Annotated in this window: 18 protein-coding genes and 1 pseudogene; 10 read left to right on the top strand and 9 right to left on the bottom strand. The window is 74.0% G+C overall.

Annotated elements, in window-relative coordinates; genetic code table 11:
* Positions 1-25: 25 nt before the first annotated feature.
* From ID804_RS10710 to ID804_RS10700, 3 genes are read left to right on the top strand one after another with little or no spacing between them, the layout of a single operon-like run.
* Entirely contained in the window at positions 26-469 is a 444-nt protein-coding gene (locus ID804_RS10710; protein WP_169079958.1) for a hypothetical protein, read from the top strand.
* A 15-nt stretch (positions 470-484) separates the two neighbouring features.
* Positions 485-793 (top strand): DUF1905 domain-containing protein, encoded by a 309-nt coding sequence (locus ID804_RS10705; protein WP_169079956.1) that lies wholly within the window; start codon positions 485-487, stop codon positions 791-793.
* Positions 790-1,329, top strand: a complete 540-nt coding sequence (locus tag ID804_RS10700; protein ID WP_169079953.1) for a DUF1697 domain-containing protein — start codon at positions 790-792, stop codon at positions 1,327-1,329. Before ID804_RS10705 ends, ID804_RS10700 begins: the two co-directional genes overlap by 4 nt.
* On the opposite strand, the gene ID804_RS10695 is transcribed toward ID804_RS10700, so the two are convergent.
* From ID804_RS10695 to ID804_RS12500, 4 genes are all read right to left on the bottom strand, one after another.
* On the bottom strand, positions 1,326-2,255 hold the full coding sequence (locus tag ID804_RS10695) for an SDR family oxidoreductase (RefSeq protein WP_169079951.1): 930 nt from the start codon (positions 2,253-2,255) through the stop codon (positions 1,326-1,328). The genes ID804_RS10700 and ID804_RS10695 overlap by 4 nt on opposite strands.
* 175 nt (positions 2,256-2,430) lie before the next feature.
* On the bottom strand, positions 2,431-2,979 hold the full coding sequence (locus tag ID804_RS10690) for a type 1 glutamine amidotransferase domain-containing protein (RefSeq protein WP_169079949.1): 549 nt from the start codon (positions 2,977-2,979) through the stop codon (positions 2,431-2,433).
* Positions 2,980-3,155: 176 nt separating this feature from the next.
* Complete coding sequence (locus ID804_RS10685; RefSeq protein WP_317451271.1) at positions 3,156-4,130, bottom strand: homocysteine S-methyltransferase family protein; 975 nt, start codon at positions 4,128-4,130, stop codon at positions 3,156-3,158.
* Positions 4,118-4,804: a DUF1294 domain-containing protein gene (locus ID804_RS12500; protein ID WP_169079947.1), complete on the bottom strand. Its 687-nt coding sequence runs from the start codon at positions 4,802-4,804 to the stop codon at positions 4,118-4,120. The genes ID804_RS10685 and ID804_RS12500 overlap by 13 nt, the downstream gene beginning before the upstream one ends.
* A 181-nt stretch (positions 4,805-4,985) precedes the next feature.
* Between ID804_RS12500 and ID804_RS10675 the strand changes: the two genes are divergently transcribed.
* Together ID804_RS10675 and ID804_RS12455 are read left to right on the top strand one after the other, a co-directional pair.
* Positions 4,986-5,513 (top strand): hypothetical protein, encoded by a 528-nt coding sequence (locus tag ID804_RS10675; protein WP_169079945.1) that lies wholly within the window; start codon positions 4,986-4,988, stop codon positions 5,511-5,513.
* Positions 5,510-6,049 carry a luciferase domain-containing protein gene (locus ID804_RS12455; RefSeq protein WP_169079943.1) on the top strand — a complete coding sequence of 180 codons (540 nt, stop codon included), beginning with the start codon at positions 5,510-5,512 and terminating at the stop codon, positions 6,047-6,049. The genes ID804_RS10675 and ID804_RS12455 overlap by 4 nt, the downstream gene beginning before the upstream one ends.
* Here the strand turns inward: ID804_RS12455 and ID804_RS10665 are convergent.
* Positions 6,031-7,059 carry an NAD-dependent epimerase/dehydratase family protein gene (locus ID804_RS10665; RefSeq protein ID WP_169079941.1) on the bottom strand — a complete coding sequence of 343 codons (1,029 nt, stop codon included), beginning with the start codon at positions 7,057-7,059 and terminating at the stop codon, positions 6,031-6,033. The two genes, ID804_RS12455 and ID804_RS10665, sit on opposite strands and share 19 nt — an antisense overlap.
* A gap of 146 nt (positions 7,060-7,205) precedes the next feature.
* On the opposite strand from ID804_RS10665, the gene ID804_RS10660 reads away from it, so the two are divergent.
* The gene (locus ID804_RS10660) at positions 7,206-7,712 is read left to right on the top strand and encodes an SRPBCC family protein (RefSeq protein ID WP_169079939.1); all 507 of its coding nucleotides are present in this window, start codon (positions 7,206-7,208) and stop codon (positions 7,710-7,712) included.
* Positions 7,713-7,807: 95 nt separating this feature from the next.
* On the opposite strand, the gene ID804_RS10655 is transcribed toward ID804_RS10660, so the two are convergent.
* A complete protein-coding gene (locus ID804_RS10655; RefSeq protein ID WP_169079937.1) occupies positions 7,808-8,170 on the bottom strand; it encodes a DUF7882 family protein in 363 nt (120 codons plus the stop codon).
* A gap of 197 nt (positions 8,171-8,367) precedes the next feature.
* On the opposite strand from ID804_RS10655, the gene ID804_RS10650 reads away from it, so the two are divergent.
* Positions 8,368-8,541 (top strand): hypothetical protein, encoded by a 174-nt coding sequence (locus ID804_RS10650; protein WP_169079935.1) that lies wholly within the window; start codon positions 8,368-8,370, stop codon positions 8,539-8,541.
* Positions 8,542-8,630: 89 nt separating this feature from the next.
* Here the strand turns inward: ID804_RS10650 and ID804_RS10645 are convergent, their stop codons facing one another.
* Positions 8,631-9,125, bottom strand: coding sequence for an FBP domain-containing protein (locus ID804_RS10645; protein WP_169079933.1), 495 nt, complete (start codon positions 9,123-9,125; stop codon positions 8,631-8,633).
* 52 nt (positions 9,126-9,177) lie between these two features.
* Between ID804_RS10645 and ID804_RS10640 the strand changes: the two are divergent.
* A pseudogene (locus ID804_RS10640) lies at positions 9,178-10,440 on the top strand (MFS transporter); the annotation flags it as partial.
* Positions 10,441-10,591: 151 nt separating this feature from the next.
* On the opposite strand, the gene ID804_RS10635 reads toward ID804_RS10640, so the two are convergent.
* Entirely contained in the window at positions 10,592-11,149 is a 558-nt protein-coding gene (locus tag ID804_RS10635; protein WP_169079929.1) for a YceI family protein, read from the bottom strand.
* A 132-nt stretch (positions 11,150-11,281) separates the two neighbouring features.
* Here ID804_RS10635 and ID804_RS10630 point away from each other — a divergent pair, with 132 nt between their 5' ends.
* Positions 11,282-12,850, top strand: coding sequence for a DUF7059 domain-containing protein (locus ID804_RS10630; RefSeq protein WP_317451270.1), 1,569 nt, complete (start codon positions 11,282-11,284; stop codon positions 12,848-12,850).
* A gap of 9 nt (positions 12,851-12,859) precedes the next feature.
* On the opposite strand, the gene ID804_RS10625 is transcribed toward ID804_RS10630, so the two are convergent.
* Complete coding sequence (locus tag ID804_RS10625) at positions 12,860-13,738, bottom strand: hypothetical protein (RefSeq protein WP_169079925.1); 879 nt, start codon at positions 13,736-13,738, stop codon at positions 12,860-12,862.
* Positions 13,739-14,138: 400 nt separating this feature from the next.
* Between ID804_RS10625 and ID804_RS10620 the strand changes: the two genes are divergently transcribed.
* Complete coding sequence (locus ID804_RS10620; protein ID WP_396790649.1) at positions 14,139-14,957, top strand: DUF3097 family protein; 819 nt, start codon at positions 14,139-14,141, stop codon at positions 14,955-14,957.
* Positions 14,958-15,051: the final 94 nt, after the last annotated feature.

The following is a 15,051-nucleotide window of genomic DNA, read 5'->3' as shown; positions in this document are numbered from 1 at the left end:
CGCCCGCGACCGCTACTGTCACCCCATGAAGCCGGAGCATCGAACGGGGCCGTGGCCCCGCAGCGTCGTCTTCGCCCTCGTGTCGCTCCTGGCCGGAGCGCTGAGTGGCGGGCTCATCATGATGGTCGCCGCCGGTGCTGCCGGCTCGTTCCCGTTCGGGCTCATGGGCATGCTCGCTGGAGCCGTGCTGGCGGTGTTCGGCGTCGTCGGCGCGCTCGTCGGCGGGTGGCTCGTGTCAGCCCGCACCGAGTCGCTCGCATGGCGCGGGCTCGGCGTCGCGCTCGGTACGGCGATCGTCGTGGGCGCTGCGGTGTCCGGCTTCGGCGTCGCCGCGCCCGGAGCGCTGACGATCACCGCGATCATCGTCGTGGGCCTCACGCTTTCCGCCGTCGCGCCCTGGCGGGGAGGCTTCGCCCGCCGCATCGAGGGCCCCGCAGCGCCGACCGCCGACCCCGGTGTCGGAGTCTGACGGCAGACTTCTCGCATGCCCATCGACTTCGACTTCGAGAGCGCCCTCTTCGAATGGAGCGGCAACGCCGCCTGGCACTTCGTCGCCGTCCCCGAGCCGATGAGCGACGAGATCGCCGCCCGCATGGAGGGCTTCACGCGCGGCTTCGGCAGCGTGCGCGTGCAGGTGCGCATCGGCGGCAGCGAGTGGGCGACGAGCGTCTTCCCCGACTCCAAGACGGGCTGCTACCTCCTGCCCGTGAAGAAGGCCGTGCGCCTGGCCGAGGGCCTCACCGCCGGATCGACGGCGCGCGTGCACCTCGAGCTCGCGGAGGTGCGCACGTGAGCACGCACGCCTTCCTCCTCCGCGCCGTGAACGTCGGCGGCACGGCGAAGCTCTCCATGGCCGAGCTCCGCGCCCTCGCCGCTGAGCTCGGAGCCACCGACGTCGCCACCTACATCGCCTCCGGCAACCTCCTCGCCACTCCGCCCGGCCCGCCCGCCGAGTTCGCCGCAACCCTGTCGGGCGCCGTCGAACAGCGCTACGGCTTCTCGCGCGAGGTCATCGTGCGCGACGCCGCCGCCCTCCGTGCGGCGCTCGCCGAGCATCCCTTCGAGGTCACGGATGCCGCGCGCTCGTTCGTCGCGCCCCTCACCGCCGCCCCCGATCCGGCCGCGATCGCGGCGGCCGCCACCGTCCCCGCAGGCGATGACGCCTGGGCCGTCATCGGCGACGACCTGCACGTGCGCTACGAGAACGGCGCAGGCCGCGCGCAGCTCGACCTCGCCCGACTGCTGCGCGTGCTCGGCGTCGCCGGAACCGCCCGCAACCTGCGGACGATCGAGACCCTGATCGGGATGCTGGAGCCCAGCGGTAGCTAGGCGTACGTGACGCCCGTCATCCGCTCCGACTCGCTCCACAGCAGCTCGCCCACACCCGGCTCGAGTGCGCCCGCCGGCACCTCGGCCGTCGTCGTGCCGCCGCGCAGCTCGCGACGGCCGTTCGGGCCGTAGTAACCGCCCGGCTCGACGTCAGGGGCGGTCGCCGCGTAGATCGACGGCCGCGCGCCGTCGGCGCCGGTCTGGCCGACGAGCAGCGACAGCTTCAGCGCCCACTGCGGCACCGGCTTCTTGCCGAAGCGCGGGCCGTTCGAGGCGAGGTTCGTCGTGCTGAAGCCGGGGTGCGCCGTGACCGACGTGAGGCCCCACCCGTGGGCGACCGAGCGCGACTGCAGCTCGCGGCCGAACACGAGATTCGCGAGCTTCGTCATCGAGTACACGCGCCACGGGTCGTAGGGCGCCTCGCCGGCGATCGCCTCGCGCGTGATGCGCCCGGGCCGCGCGGCGATGCTCGCCGTCGACACGACGCGGGCCTCGACCGCGGCGCGCAGCGCGGGCAGCAGCAGCCCGGTGAGCGCGAACGGCCCGAGGTGGTTCGTGCCGAACTGCAGCTCGAAGCCGTCGGCGGTTTCGAGGCGCTGCGGCACCGCCATGACTCCGGCGTTGTTGACGAGGATGTCGAGGGGGCGGGCATCCGCCACGACCTGCGCCGCGAAGGTGCGCACGCTGTCGAGCGACGCAAGATCGAGCGGCCGCACTTCGAGCTCGCCGCGGGGTGAGCGGGCGAGCAGCTCGCGACGAGCATCCGCCCCCTTCTGCGCGTCGCGGGAGGTCATGATGACGTGGGCTCCGGCGCCGGCGAGAGCGCCGGAGATCTCGAGGCCCAGGCCGCTGTTCGCGCCGGTGACGACGGCGAGGCGGCCGGAGAGGTCGGGCAGGGGGCGGTCGAGGGCGGGTCGGCGGGCCATGGGGCATTCCTATCGAGCGCGCCTGAGCGGCCGCCCGCAGAGGGGCGCCATGCGGGCGGATGCCCGGCCGGCGTCGTGCGCAGCGCGGCGGGCACGGCTCCACCGCGCCGTGCCCGCCGCCGTTGCAGGCCCCGCCCGCATCCTGGTCGGGCGGGGCAGTCGGGGGAGGGGTGCGTCAGGCGTGCTGGCCCGCGTGCACGCCCTCGCTGATCTCTTCGACGACCTTCGCGCAGAAGGCGGGCAGGTCGTCGGGGGTGCGGCTCGAGACAAGGCCCTGGTCGGTGACGACCTCCTCGTCGACCCAGCGCGCGCCCGCGTTGATGAGGTCGGTGCGCAGCGAGGGGTAGCTGGTGATCTCACGGTCGCGCACGACGTCGGCCTCGATGAGGATCCACGCGCCGTGGCAGATGACGCCCACCGGCTTGCCCTGCTCGAAGAAGCGCTTCGCGAACGCGACCGCCTCGCCGCTCATGCGCAGATGGTCGGCGTTGACGACGCCGCCCGGCAGCACGAGCGCGTCGAAGTCGTCGGCGCTCACCTCGGCCACCGCCTTGTCGACCGACTGCGAGTGGCCGTTCTTGCCCTCGATCGTGCCGGTCGCGGGCGAGACGAGCGTGGCGCTCGCGCCGGCGGCGGTCACGGCCGACCAGGGCTCGGTGAGCTCGCTGTCCTCGTAGCCGTCGGTGAGCAGGAAGGCGACGGAGCGCCCGGTGATCTCAGCCATGTCTCTCCTCCATCTGTGTCGATCTCGGTTCGATGCGGGCCACGGTACGCACCCCACCCCCCGAACGGGGGCCATTGTCAGGGGGCGCCAAGGCGGCGTGCACGCGGCGCCCAGGGCGCTCGCGGCGAACGGGCCTGGTCAGAGCGCGGAGCCCGCGTGAGCGCGAGCAGCCCGCGTCAGCGCGAGCAGGCGGCGGCGATCGCCGCGACGTGCCGGGCGTCGGTGCCGCAGCATCCGCCGACGACGCTCAGCTGCGGGTGCGTCGCGATGAGCACCGCGAGGCGCTCGCCGAGGTCGACGGGGTCCCCGTCGTCGAGCTCGTCGGCGGCATCCAGCTCGGTGTGGCTGAGTGTCGACGCGTTCGCGCGCAGGCCGCGCAGGCGCCGCAGCGCCGCGTCGCCGCCGTCGAGCGCCGGCGCGACGTGCACCGGATGCGCGCAGTTGACCATGAAGTACGCGGCGGCGGCAACCGTCGCCTCATCGACGGCACCGATCGCCTCGGCGAGGCCCTCGCCCGAGGGCAGTCGGCCGTCGACCTCGACCGTGAACGAGATGACGACGGGCGCGCCGACCTGCCGCGCGGCGAGCACGATGCCGGCCGCCTCGGCCGACGAGGTGATCGTCAGCGCCGAGACGAGGTCGGCGCCCGCCGCGTGCAGCGCCGCGACCTGCGGGAAGTGGTAGTCGGCCGCATCGGCGGCGCTCATCGCATCCTCGACGAGGTAGCCGTCGCCGCGCGGACCCACGCACCCGCTCACGAGCATCCCCGCCTCGGCGGAGCCGCGCCCCTCGCCCGCGCGCGCCTCGACGACGCGACGCACGAGCGCGACGGCCTCGGCGTTGACGCGCGCGAGCGCGGCCGCGTCGTAGCCGAGCACCGCGCCCCAGTCTCGGCTGGCGCGCCACGTCGGCGTCTCGAGCACGACGCCCGTGCCGTGGTGCTGGGCGAGTGCGACGTACTCGTCGTAGTAGCGCTCGAGCCGAGCGCGGCCGTCGGGGGTGTCGACGAGGGGGAAGGCCGCGAACTCGGGCAGGTCGAGCCCGTCGTGGAAGATCAGCACTGTCTCGAGGCCGCCGTCGGTGAGGTGCAGCCGGCCGTCGGGGGAGGGCAGCGGCGCCGCCGTCACGCGCCCGTCGTTCACCGCGGCCACCAGTCATGCTCGACGCTCACGAGCGGCGAGCCGTCGAGCGGCACGACGAGCACGGCGAGGGCGAGCAGGTTGATGGCGACGGTGCTCCAGAACATCAGCCGGAACTCCTGCTTCACCGTCTTGTGGTGCAGCGCGCGCTGCCCGACGATCGCGCCCGGCCAGCCGCCGGCGAGCGCGATGAGGTGCAGGGTCGACTCGGGGGTGCGCCAGCCGCCGGCCGCCGCGCTGCGCTTGTCGCTGAAGTAGAGCAGCAGCGAGGCCAGGCTCATGCCGCCGTAGAGCACGACGACCCAGGCCGGCATGCTCCACACCAGCAGCCCGAGCGCGAGCACGGTGACGAGGGTGCCGAGCGCGAGCACGTCGAGCGCGGTGCGGGCGTGGCCGAGCGGAGTGCGGCGCTGGTCGCGGGGCAGACCGTCGCTGCGCGGCATGACCGCGGCGCGGGCGACGCCGTCGATGCTCGCCTCGGTCGCCTGCTGCCGGCCGCTGCTGTCGGTCGTGACCGAGAAGCGCACGCGGTCGCCCGCGATCGGCCGGCGCTCGATCGGGCCGAACGCCGAGACGTGCACGAAGAGCTTGTCGCCGCTGCCATCGGGGCGGATGAACCCGAAGCCGCGATCGTCGTTCCAGCGCGCGAGCGTGCCCGTGCGTCGGTGCTGGGGCTGCGCGCTCACGCGCCCACTGTGCCACGATTGCGCGAGCGCCCGCTCGGCGAGCCCGCGGGGGGACAGAACGCTCGTGCCGCCCGCACACGATCACGATCCGCGCAAGCCTCTCGCACTGGTGACGATTCCTCTGTACATTGAGCCTGCGGTCATGTCTGAGTGATCGTCAATCACAGCCTGGGGGCGCCACATGGGCGGCACGATGCACGGCACGGCACGACCGAACACTCGAGGCGATCGGCGCGCCCTCTCGCAACGCACCCCGCATCCGGCCGCGCTCGTCGCCGTCGCGGCGACCGCTCTGGGCCTCCTCCTGGGCGGATGCACGACTGACGCCACGGCGCCCGCCCCCGTCTTCGCGACCGAGCCCGAGGGCACCTCCGACGCGGCGGTCACCGCCGCCTGCTGGCGCGTGGCCAACGCGCTCACGCTCGCCACCAATGCCCAGCGTGGGGCCGAGTCCGGGCGCTGGGCCGACGGCGAGGTTGAGGGCGCCTACCGGGCCGCGGCGCGCATCCTCGACTACATCCCCGTGCCGTCGGGATCGCCGGTCGCCCTGCCGCTCATCGCCCTGCAAGACCTCGTCGAGGCGCCGCCGGCCGACGCCGTCGGCCTCGACCCGGCCGACCCGGTCTGGGTCGCCACGATCGACCGCGTCATGACCACGTGCGCCGCCGAGGGCATCGAGGTCACCGTCGACGAGTGGGTGGCCTCGTGAGCACCGCGGTGCTGCTGCCCCGCAGCGGTCGACCGCCCGCCCTCGACGACGAGGGCCCGATCTGGCAGCTCGATCAGCGCGCTGTGCCCACCGCGTGGGTTGCTGTGTGGGATGCCCTACGCGCCGTGCCGGGCGTCATCGCCGGCCCCTCCTCGCTCGACGAGCCGGGCGCGCGCGCCGTGCTCGTGCCCTCCGTCTCCCACCCCGTGCCCGGCACCTCGTTCGGGCCCGACGGCGGCGCCGCCCTCGAACCGGCGCACCTGCACAGCCCGAACGACACGAGCGTGCACGTCGTGCTGCCGCCCGAGCGCGGCGCGCTCGTCATCGCGCAGGGCTGGGCGGTGCCCTGCCCGAACGCGGTGCACGGCACCGAGCTGATCCTGTTCGCTCCCCGCGACGCGGCCGAGCTTGACGTCGTCGTCGACCTGGCCCGCGAGAGCGTGCGGTGGGCGCTGTGGCGCAACGGCGTCACGACCTACCGCCGCGTCGCGCCCGCCGGGTTCGGCGCCGAGCTGGGTCAGCGCGCGAGCGCCTGATCCTCCGCGTCGTAGTCGAACCACGACGCGGCGCCGTAGCGGTTCGACAGGGCCGGGAATCGCTCGCGCCAGTCAGCGTCGCCGACGGCCTCGAGCATCCAGTCGATCGCCGCCCCGATCGTCGCGCGATGCGTGCCGACGGGCTCGTAGCCGAGCTCGCGCCTCGCCGCCGCCATCGACAGCACGACCGGGCGCGACACCGCCCACGGGTGGCCGCCGACGCCGTCGACGGGCGGCCCTTCCAGCAGCACGAACTCGCCCGCGTGCCCCAGGTGGGCGAAGACCGCCTGACCGATCTCGAGCGCGGTCGGCGCGGGGTCGTCGACGGCGTTGAGCACGCGGCGGCCAGGATGCTCGCCCGCGAGCCGCACGAGCTCGGCCACGTTGACGCTCGCGCTCGTGCCGAAGCGGCTCTGCCCGAGGTGGGCCAGGGGCACGCGCTCGCGGCCGTCGAGCGCGCGCTTGACGAAGAACCACTCGCGCAGCGCGGGGGAGTGCGGGCCGTGGATCGCCCCCGGCCGCAGGATCGTCACCGGCAGCCCCTCGACCGCGAGCAGCGCCCGCTCGAGCGCGGCCTTCTGCGGCGAGTAGCCCGGGTCGTCGACGGCGTCGACCGTGGGGTGCGACTCGTCGATCGGCACCGGCAGCACGGGGAAGGTCTCGTCGCTGTCGGCGATGTCGAGCCACGTGCCGTTCTCACCGCGATAGACGGATGCCGTGCTGATGACCACGACGGAGCCCACCTCGCCGACGAGCCGGCCGTGCACCGCGGCGTCGGCCGGCGCGAAGGCGAGGCAGTCGAGCACGAGGTCGGCGCCGCGGCAGAGCCGCTCGACGGCGTCGGCGTCGGAGCGGTCGAGCGACACCGACCGCGCCTCGGCGAGCTCGGCGGGCACGCCGCGCTCGCCCCGATGGGCGAGGTCCACCTGCCAGCCGTGCTCGAGCAGGGTGCGGGCGCTCGCCGCGCCGAGCTGACCGGTTCCGCCGAGGATCACCGCGCGTCGCGTCATGGGCGGAAGCCTACGGGCCGCGCCTCGGCGGCCCCGAGGGAGTGTCAACCCCCTTCTGACCCTTCCCGCCGGTGCCTAGCGTGGCTCGCGCATCACCAGAACCCGACCGGCGCGACCGCGCCACCCGGGTCAGTAGGGAGGTCATCATGACGAGCACCATCCATGCCGACGTCGTCGTCGACGTTCCCGTCGGCGTCGCGTACGACCAGTGGACGCAGTTCGAGTCCTTCCCGGACTTCCTCAGCGGCGTCGACGAGGTGCGCCAGCTCGACGACACCAAGCTGCACTGGGTCGTCAGCGTGGGCGGCGTGACGCGCGAGTTCGACGCGGAGATCACCGAGCAGCGCCCCGACGAGGTCATCGCCTGGCGCAGCGTCGACGGCGAGCTGCACTCCGGCCGCGTCGTGTTCGCGCCGGAGGGCGCCGAGTCGACGCGCGTCGACGTCGAGATGGCGTGGGAGCCGGAGGGCTTCGTCGAGAAGGTCGGCGCCGCCCTCAACATCGACCAGGCGCAGGTCAGCAGCGACCTGAAGGACTTCAAGCGCCTCATCGAGGAGCGCGGCACGCCCGAGGGCGCCTGGCGCGGCGAGGTGCACGGCGGCCAGGTCACCGATCGCGATCTGCCGGGCAGCACCGGCCCGAGCATGCTCTAGGCGTGCGCGAGCGCCGAGCATGACGAAGGGCCCCGTGAGCGATCACGGGGCCCTTCGGCCGTCAGCACCGGATGCCCGGTGCGACGATGCGCTCGTCAGTCGTCGAGCGGGCGATCCTTCCGCTTCACGCTCGAGTGCCGAGCGTGGTGCATGCCGGCGAGCCGCGAATCCTCCGTGAGGTCGAGGCCGTGGGTGCTCGCCGCGGCGATCGCCATCTGCTCGAGCCACTCGCGGTCGATCTCGGGGTGACGGCTGCCGCTGTAGCGGAAGTACATGGGGATCGACGGATCGATCCAGATCGCGCTGCGGCCATCGCCCACGGCGGGCGAATCGCGCCAGCTGAAGAAGAAGTTCTCGCCCCTGCGCAGCTTGGCGGACATGACGATCTGAACGTGCGCGAGCACGCGGTCGTCGAACTGGATCTCCATCGCGGGAGATCCGTAGATCAAAGCACCCATCGGGGGCCCCCTTACTGAATGCGCGGCCTGGTCGTGCGCAAGAAGTGAAAACCCGCAGCCGCTCGTTCGCAAGGGTAACGATCGGACGGCCCCTATAGGGGAGTAGAACCGCGTTCTGACACTCTTCGAGCAATATCGGAACGTTCCGTCAACCCTGTGCACGTGATCCCCGGCCGACCTGGCACAATGGAAGCACCATGAAGATCTTCGCCGTCATCGCTTCCCTGGCGCTGTTCCTCGCGTCGTTCCCGCTCTTCGCGTACGCGTTCTGGGTGCCGGAGGAGTGGGCGGCCCTGACCTTCTTCACCGGCATCATGTCGGTGACGCTCTCGCTCGCGATCCCGTTCAACCTGCTCGGGCGGCGCGACTAGATTCCACGAGCACCCCCGAAGGCCCCGTCGACGTCGACGGGGCCTTCGTCGTGGCGGGGGCGTGCGTCGCGCGAGCGACGCCATCCGCCTCAGACGGTCTCGAGGATGCGGGCCGTGAACGCCTCCACGCGCTGCGTGAGACCGGCGCTGCGTCGCGCGATGAGCTCGTCGCGCATGAGGCGCATCTCACTCATGCCGGGGAAGATGCGGATCATGATCGAGCAGGCCAGGTCAGCGCAGATGTAGGTGCCGATCGAGTTGCCCTCGCGGCCCGCGCGGCCCCCGCGACGGGCGCTGAACATGAGCACCTGCGTCGCCGGCTGCGGCGTGTGGCACAGCGAGCACATCGCGCCGATGCCGGGCTTGAGCGAGTTCGAGGCGGCGCGCAGCACGATGCCGACCGGCCGGTAATCGACCCAGTGCACGAGGTAGCCGCGCAGCGAGCCCTGCGGGTCGCGCCAGCCGAGGAACTCGCGATCCTCCCAGACGACCTCGTGCAGACCCGGCAGCTCCATGCGGTCGATCTCGGCCGGGTCGGCGTTGACGATCGAGGCGGTGATCTGATCGGCGGTGAGCGGCTTCATCCTCGCCAGGGTACGTCAGCGGCCTGTAGCCTGCTGGGCGGAAGGAACCCTCATGACTCGCACCGCGCTGCCGCGGGCGCTGCACCCCTTCGCCACCGGGCAGTACCGGCTGCTCGCCGGCGCGCTCTCGCTGTCGCTGTTCGGCACCGGCGTCTGGCTCGTCGCGGTCGTCTTCCAGGTCTTCGCCCTCGACGGCACGCCCGTCGACCTGTCGTTCGTCGCCACCGGCGGCGGCCTCGGCCTCGTGCTCGCCGTGCTCGTCGGCGGGGTCGTCGCCGACCGCGTGCCGCAGCGGCGCATCCTCGCCACGATCGAGACGGTCAAGGCGCTCGCGATGGCGGCGATCGCCGTGCTCTCGCTGACGGGCACCATCCAGCTGTGGCACCTCGCCGTGCTGTCGCTGCTGCTCGGCGCCGCCGACGGCTTCTTCTACCCCGCCTACAGCGCGTGGCTGCCCGCCCTGCTGCCGGCCGACGACCTCCTCGCCGCCAACGGCATCGAGGGCGTGCTGCGGCCCGCCGTCATGCAGGCGGCGGGGCCGGCGGCTGCGGCGGGCGCGATCTCCCTGCTCTCGCCGGGCCTCGCCTTCGCGATCGTCGCGGCCGCGCAGGCGCTCGCGACGGTGCTGCTCGTGGCCATGCGGCAGACGGCGGTGCGTCGCGAGGTCGACGAGGATGCCCCGGCGCAGCATCCGCTGCGGGCGCTCTGGGGTGACCTGCGCGAGGGCGTGCGCTACATGCTCGTCACGCGCTGGCTGCTCGTGACGCTGCTGTACTCGTGCCTGCTCGTGCTCGTCATCATGGGGCCGATCGAGGTGCTGCTGCCGTTCGCCGTGCGCGACCAGGCGGGCGGCGGCGAAGGGGCCTTCGCGCTCGCGCTCGCCGCGTTCGGCGTCGGCGGGGCGGTCGGCTCGATCGTGGTCGCCTCGCTGCCGCTGCCGCGCCGCTACCTGACGATCATGCTCGCCGCGTGGGGCTTCGGGTGCGGGCCGCTCGCCCTCATCGGCGTCACCGACCAGCTGTGGCTCATGGTCGCGGCGCTGTTCGTGTGCGGAGTGCTGTTCTCGGGCGCGGGCGTCGTCTGGGGCACGCTGCTGCAGCGTCGTGTGCCGCCCGCGATGCTCGGGCGCGTGTCGAGCCTCGACTTCTTCGTCTCGCTCGCGCTCATGCCGGTGTCGATGGCGATCGCGGGGCCGGTCGGCGAGCTCATCGGCATCCCGGTGGCCTTCATCGCCGCCGGGGTGATCCCGGTCGTGCTCGCGGCGATCACGCTGCTGACCGCGCGGCTCGGGGCCGACGAGCTGGCGCACCCGCTCGACCCGCAGCCCTCGGCCGACGACGACCTGCCGGCCGAGGTCACCGGGGTGGGCGTCAGCCTCGGGCTGCAGCCTCCGGTCGACGAGGCGCTGCCGGGAACGACGACGGGGCGGCCCGGCGAACCGGACCGCCCCGCGGAGGAGTGAGCGACTAAGCCTGCAGCGCGAACTGCGCGTCGATCGTGATCGTCACCTGGTCGCCGAGCAGGAAGCCCCCGGCCTCGAGCGGGGCGTTCCAGCTGACGCCGAAGTCGTGGCGGTTGATGACGGTCGAACCGCTCGCGGCCGCCTTGAGGTTGCCCCACGGGTCCTTCGCGATGCCGCCGAACTCGCCCGTGATGGTGACGGGCTTGGTGACGCCGCGCAGCGTGAGCTCGCCGTCGAGGAGGACGTTGTCGCCCTCGAGGCGGATGCCCGTCGAGCGGAACGTCATCGTCGGGAACTGCTCGGGCGCGAAGAAGTCGTTGGTGCGCAGGTGCGCGTCGCGGTCGGCGTTGCCGGTGTTGATCGAGGCCACGTCGACGCTCACCTCGACGCTCGACTCGAGCGGGTTCTCCGCGGCGTTCACCGTGGCGGTGAACGACTCGAAGGTGCCCTTGACCTTGCTGATGGCCAGGTGGCGCACCGAGAAGCCGATCTCGGTGTGCGCGGGGTCGATGGTCCAGGTGCCGGCCTGGTAGCCGGGAACGGTCTCTGCGGTGATCGTCATGAGTCTCTCCTCGTTCTGCATGTCTTCTGCATGGCGCGGCGGCGCCAGATCGATGCAACCGCATGGAGTTGTCGGGCTATTCCCGATCGCCGCGAATTCTCGCCCGGCATGTTCGCGTGCTCGAATAGGCGGGTGCAGGATGCCCACCCCGAGCCCCTCGTCGCCGCCCTCCGTGCCGACCTCACCGCCGCCGACTACACGGTCGACGCCGTGCGCAGGCTCTGGGGCGACGAGGCCGACGCCGCCCTGCGGCGCCACGACCGGGTGCCGGCGCGCCGGGCCCTGCGCTCGGCGGGGGAGTCGCCGCTCGCGACCCTCGCGCGCCTCTTCCTGCTCGCCGACGCGGTGCCGGCCGACTCGCTCGCGGCGGCGCTGCCCGCGCTCGGGGTCGAGGGGGCGCGCGAGCTCGGGCTCGTGGCGGTCGAGGGTGCCGCCGGCGCGGGCGGTGCAGGCGGCGCGGCTCGCGCCCTGCTCGACCTGCGGCCGTACTCCACGATCGACACCACGGGCGCGGTCTCGTGGTGGATCGTGAGCGACCTCGGCGAGCTCGCCACCGGGGGGCCGCTCGACGCCGGCCATGTGCTCGGCGTCGGCGGAGCATCCGTCACGCTGTCGTCGCTCATCCCGACGAGCGAGGTGGGGCGCGTGCTCGACCTCGGCACGGGCTGCGGCATCCAGTCGCTGCACGCAGCCAGGCACGCCCGCGGCATCGTCGCGACCGACCTCTCGGCGCGCGCCGCCGAGCTCGCCTCGCTCACCCTGCGCCTCAACGGCATCGAGCTCGGCCCCGGCGGCGTCGAGCTGCGCCTTGGCGACCTGTATGCGCCCGTGGCGGGCGAGCGCTTCGACCGCATCGTGTCGAACCCTCCCTTCGTCATCACGCCGCGGCGCGAGGGCGTGCCCGTCTTCGAGTACCGCGACGGCGGGCGCGTCGGCGACGGCATCGTCGAAGAGGTCGTGCGCGGCGCCGCCGACCACCTCGTGCCGGGCGGCACCGCCCACCTCCTCGGCAACTGGGAGTACCGCGACGGCTTCGGCGGCGACGGCCTCGCGCGCGTGCGGCGCTGGGTCGAGGAGGCCGGGCTCGAGGCGTGGGTCGTCGAGCGCGAGCGGCAGAGCCCCGCCGAGTACGCCGAGACGTGGATCCGCGACGGCGGCACCCCCGTCGGGTCGACGTCGTTCGAGGCGCTCGCCGACGAGTGGCTCGACGACTTCGCGGCGCGCGGCGTGACCGGCGTCGGCTTCGGCTACGTCGTGCTGCGCAGGCCGCTCGACCCCGCAGCGCCCCCGCTGCGCCGCTTCGAGCGCCTGCTCGACCCGCTCGGCTCGGCCCCGACCGGCATCGGCGACCACCTCATGGCCGGCTTCGCCGCGCACGACGCGATCGCCGCGCTCGACGACGCCGCGCTCGCCGAGCTGCGCCTGCAGGTCGCCCCCGACGTCACCGAAGAGCGCCACCAGTGGCCGGGCGCCGACGGCCCCACCGTCATGCGGCTGCGCCAGGGCGGCGGCTTCGCTCGAACGATCGACGCGGATGCCGCGCTCGTCGGCCTCGTCGGCGCGAGCGACGGCGAGCTCACCGTGGGGCAGCTCGTGGGCGCGCTCGCGCAGCTGCTCGACGTCGACGAGGCCGCGCTCGCCGCCGACGTGCTGCCGCGCGTGCGCGAGCTCGTCGTGACGGGGTTCCTCAGCCTCGCGTGAACGGGTCGCTCAGCGCGGGCTGACCGCGCCGGTCGCGCCGGAGCGCGCCCGCCGGCCCCACGGCGCCACCGTCACGACGATCGCGAGGGCGCTCAGCAGCACGCCGCCGTGCAGCACGAACCACGACGCCGCGCTCGCGCCGCCGCCGGTGACCGGCCCGAGCACCGCCGCCAGGTCGTCGCCGAGCGTGCCGCCGAGCGTCGCGTACGCGGGCAGGGCGGCGACGACGAGCGCGCTGCCGACGATCGCCGTGAGCGCGACGAAGCGCCGCGGCGCGAGCAGTCGATCGAGGGCGGGGCGCGGCGCCAGGCCCAGGGCGGCGATCGCGAGCACCGCGAGCAGCGCGACGATCGCCCACACCACGACGGCGACCACGAAGCCCGCCTGCCCCGCGCCCGACCAGGCGGCGTAGACCTCGGCGAGGGTGAGGCGGCCCTGAGCCATGGCGAGCGGGTGGCCTGCGACGAGCATCCACCCGATGACGGCGACCCAGGCGAGCAGGGCCGCAGCCAGCGCAACTCCGAGGGTGCGGCGCGGCAGGCCGGTGCGGGCGGCGGGGGCCGGGTGGCTGTCGCTCCACCCGGCGGGGTAGATGATGCGGGGGCCGCTGGGCATCGCGGGAGCATCCCAGTCGCCGCTCGCCACCCGCTCGACGCCGCGCACGCCGCGACGGATCGCGAGCGCGTTCAGCACCCCGCCGGCCAGCACGAGCAGCACGGCGAGCACGGGCGTGAGCGCGCCCCACGCGCGCGCGAGCGCGACTACCGGTTCGGGCGTCGCCGGCTGCAGGGCCGCGCCGCCGCCGAGCGACAGCAGCCAGCCGAGGAAGGCGAGCGGGGCGAGCAGCAGGCACGTCATGCCCCAGCGGAAGTAGGCGGTCGCGCGCATGCGGATCCTCCCGGGTCGGTGGTGCCGAACACCCTAGCGACGGATGCCCTGCGCGGGCCGCGCGGAGGGCGCGGGTTCGCGCACGGCGAGCGCGCGGGCGCCGCGTGGGGCGCAGCAGGCGTGCGCCACACGCACGCCCGCTGCACGCACTACTGCTCACGGCACGCACTGCGTTCGGCGGCGCAGTGTGTGCCGTGATCAGTAGTGCTTGGCGAGCGACGTGCGGCGGGCGGACCGCCGCGAGCGCCGCCGCGCCCCGGCGTGGATGACCGGCCCTGCCGAGCGCGCCGGGTAGCGTCGCCGGGTGACCGCCGCTCCGCCCCCTCCCGCGCCTCCGCCGCCCGCCGACCCGCGCCGCCCCGCCCACCGCGCGACCCCCGCCGACCGCTACGGCGCCGACGTGCTCGCCGGCGACTGGCGTGCGCGCGGTCGCGTCGTCGTGCCGGAGGTTCCGGCCGAGCGCGACCTGGTGGTCGAGCTGCCCGACTCCGGCTTCGTCGGTGCCGTCGTGGGCGTCGAGGTCGGCAACGTGCACCTCGAAGATCGTCAGGGGAGGGTGCGGGCCTTCCCGCTGGGGGCGGGGTTCCTCGTCGACGGAGCCCCGGTCATCCTCACCCCGCCCGTCGCGAAGCCGGCGCCCGCCGGCCGCCAGCGCACCGCGAGCGGCTCGTTCGCGGTCGAGCAGCAGCGGGCCCGCGTCGCGCGCGGCAGCCGCATCTGGGTGGAGGGGCGCCACGACGCCGAGCTCGTCGAGCAGGTGTGGGGCGACGACCTGCGCGTCGAAGGCGTGGTCGTCGAGTACCTCGAGGGCGTCGACCACCTCGCCGAGCGGCTGCGCGAGTTTGCGCCCGGCCCCGGCCGCCGGGTCGGCGTGCTCGTCGACCACCTCGTGACCGGATCGAAGGAGGAGCGACTCGCCCACGAGGCGCTGCGAGGGGTGGATGCCCGGCACGTGCTCGTCGTCGGGCATCCGTACATCGACGTGTGGGCCGCGGTGAAGCCGCAGCGGCTCGGCATCGACGCCTGGCCGAGCGTGCCGCGGGGCGTGGACTGGAAGACTGGCGTGCTGCGAGCCCTCGGCTGGCCGCACGCGACGCAGGCCGATACGGCGGCCGCGTGGCGACGCATCCGGGGCGCGGTGCGCAACTACGCCGACCTCGACCCTGCGCTGCTGGGGCGGGTCGAGCAGCTCATCGACTTCGTCACCGCGGAGGAGTGAGCGTCGGCAGACGCCGGCCGAGCATCCCCCCGCCCCGCCCACCGCACCCGGGAACGACGAGAGCCGCCCACATCGTCGGGGGCGGCTCTCGTGA

It is taken from the genome of Microcella alkalica, from assembly GCF_014595885.1.
Classification (GTDB): domain Bacteria; phylum Actinomycetota; class Actinomycetes; order Actinomycetales; family Microbacteriaceae; genus Microcella; species Microcella alkaliphila_B.
Note: the sequence above shows the minus strand (reverse complement) of the source record. Positions and strands in the feature narration are given on the sequence as shown.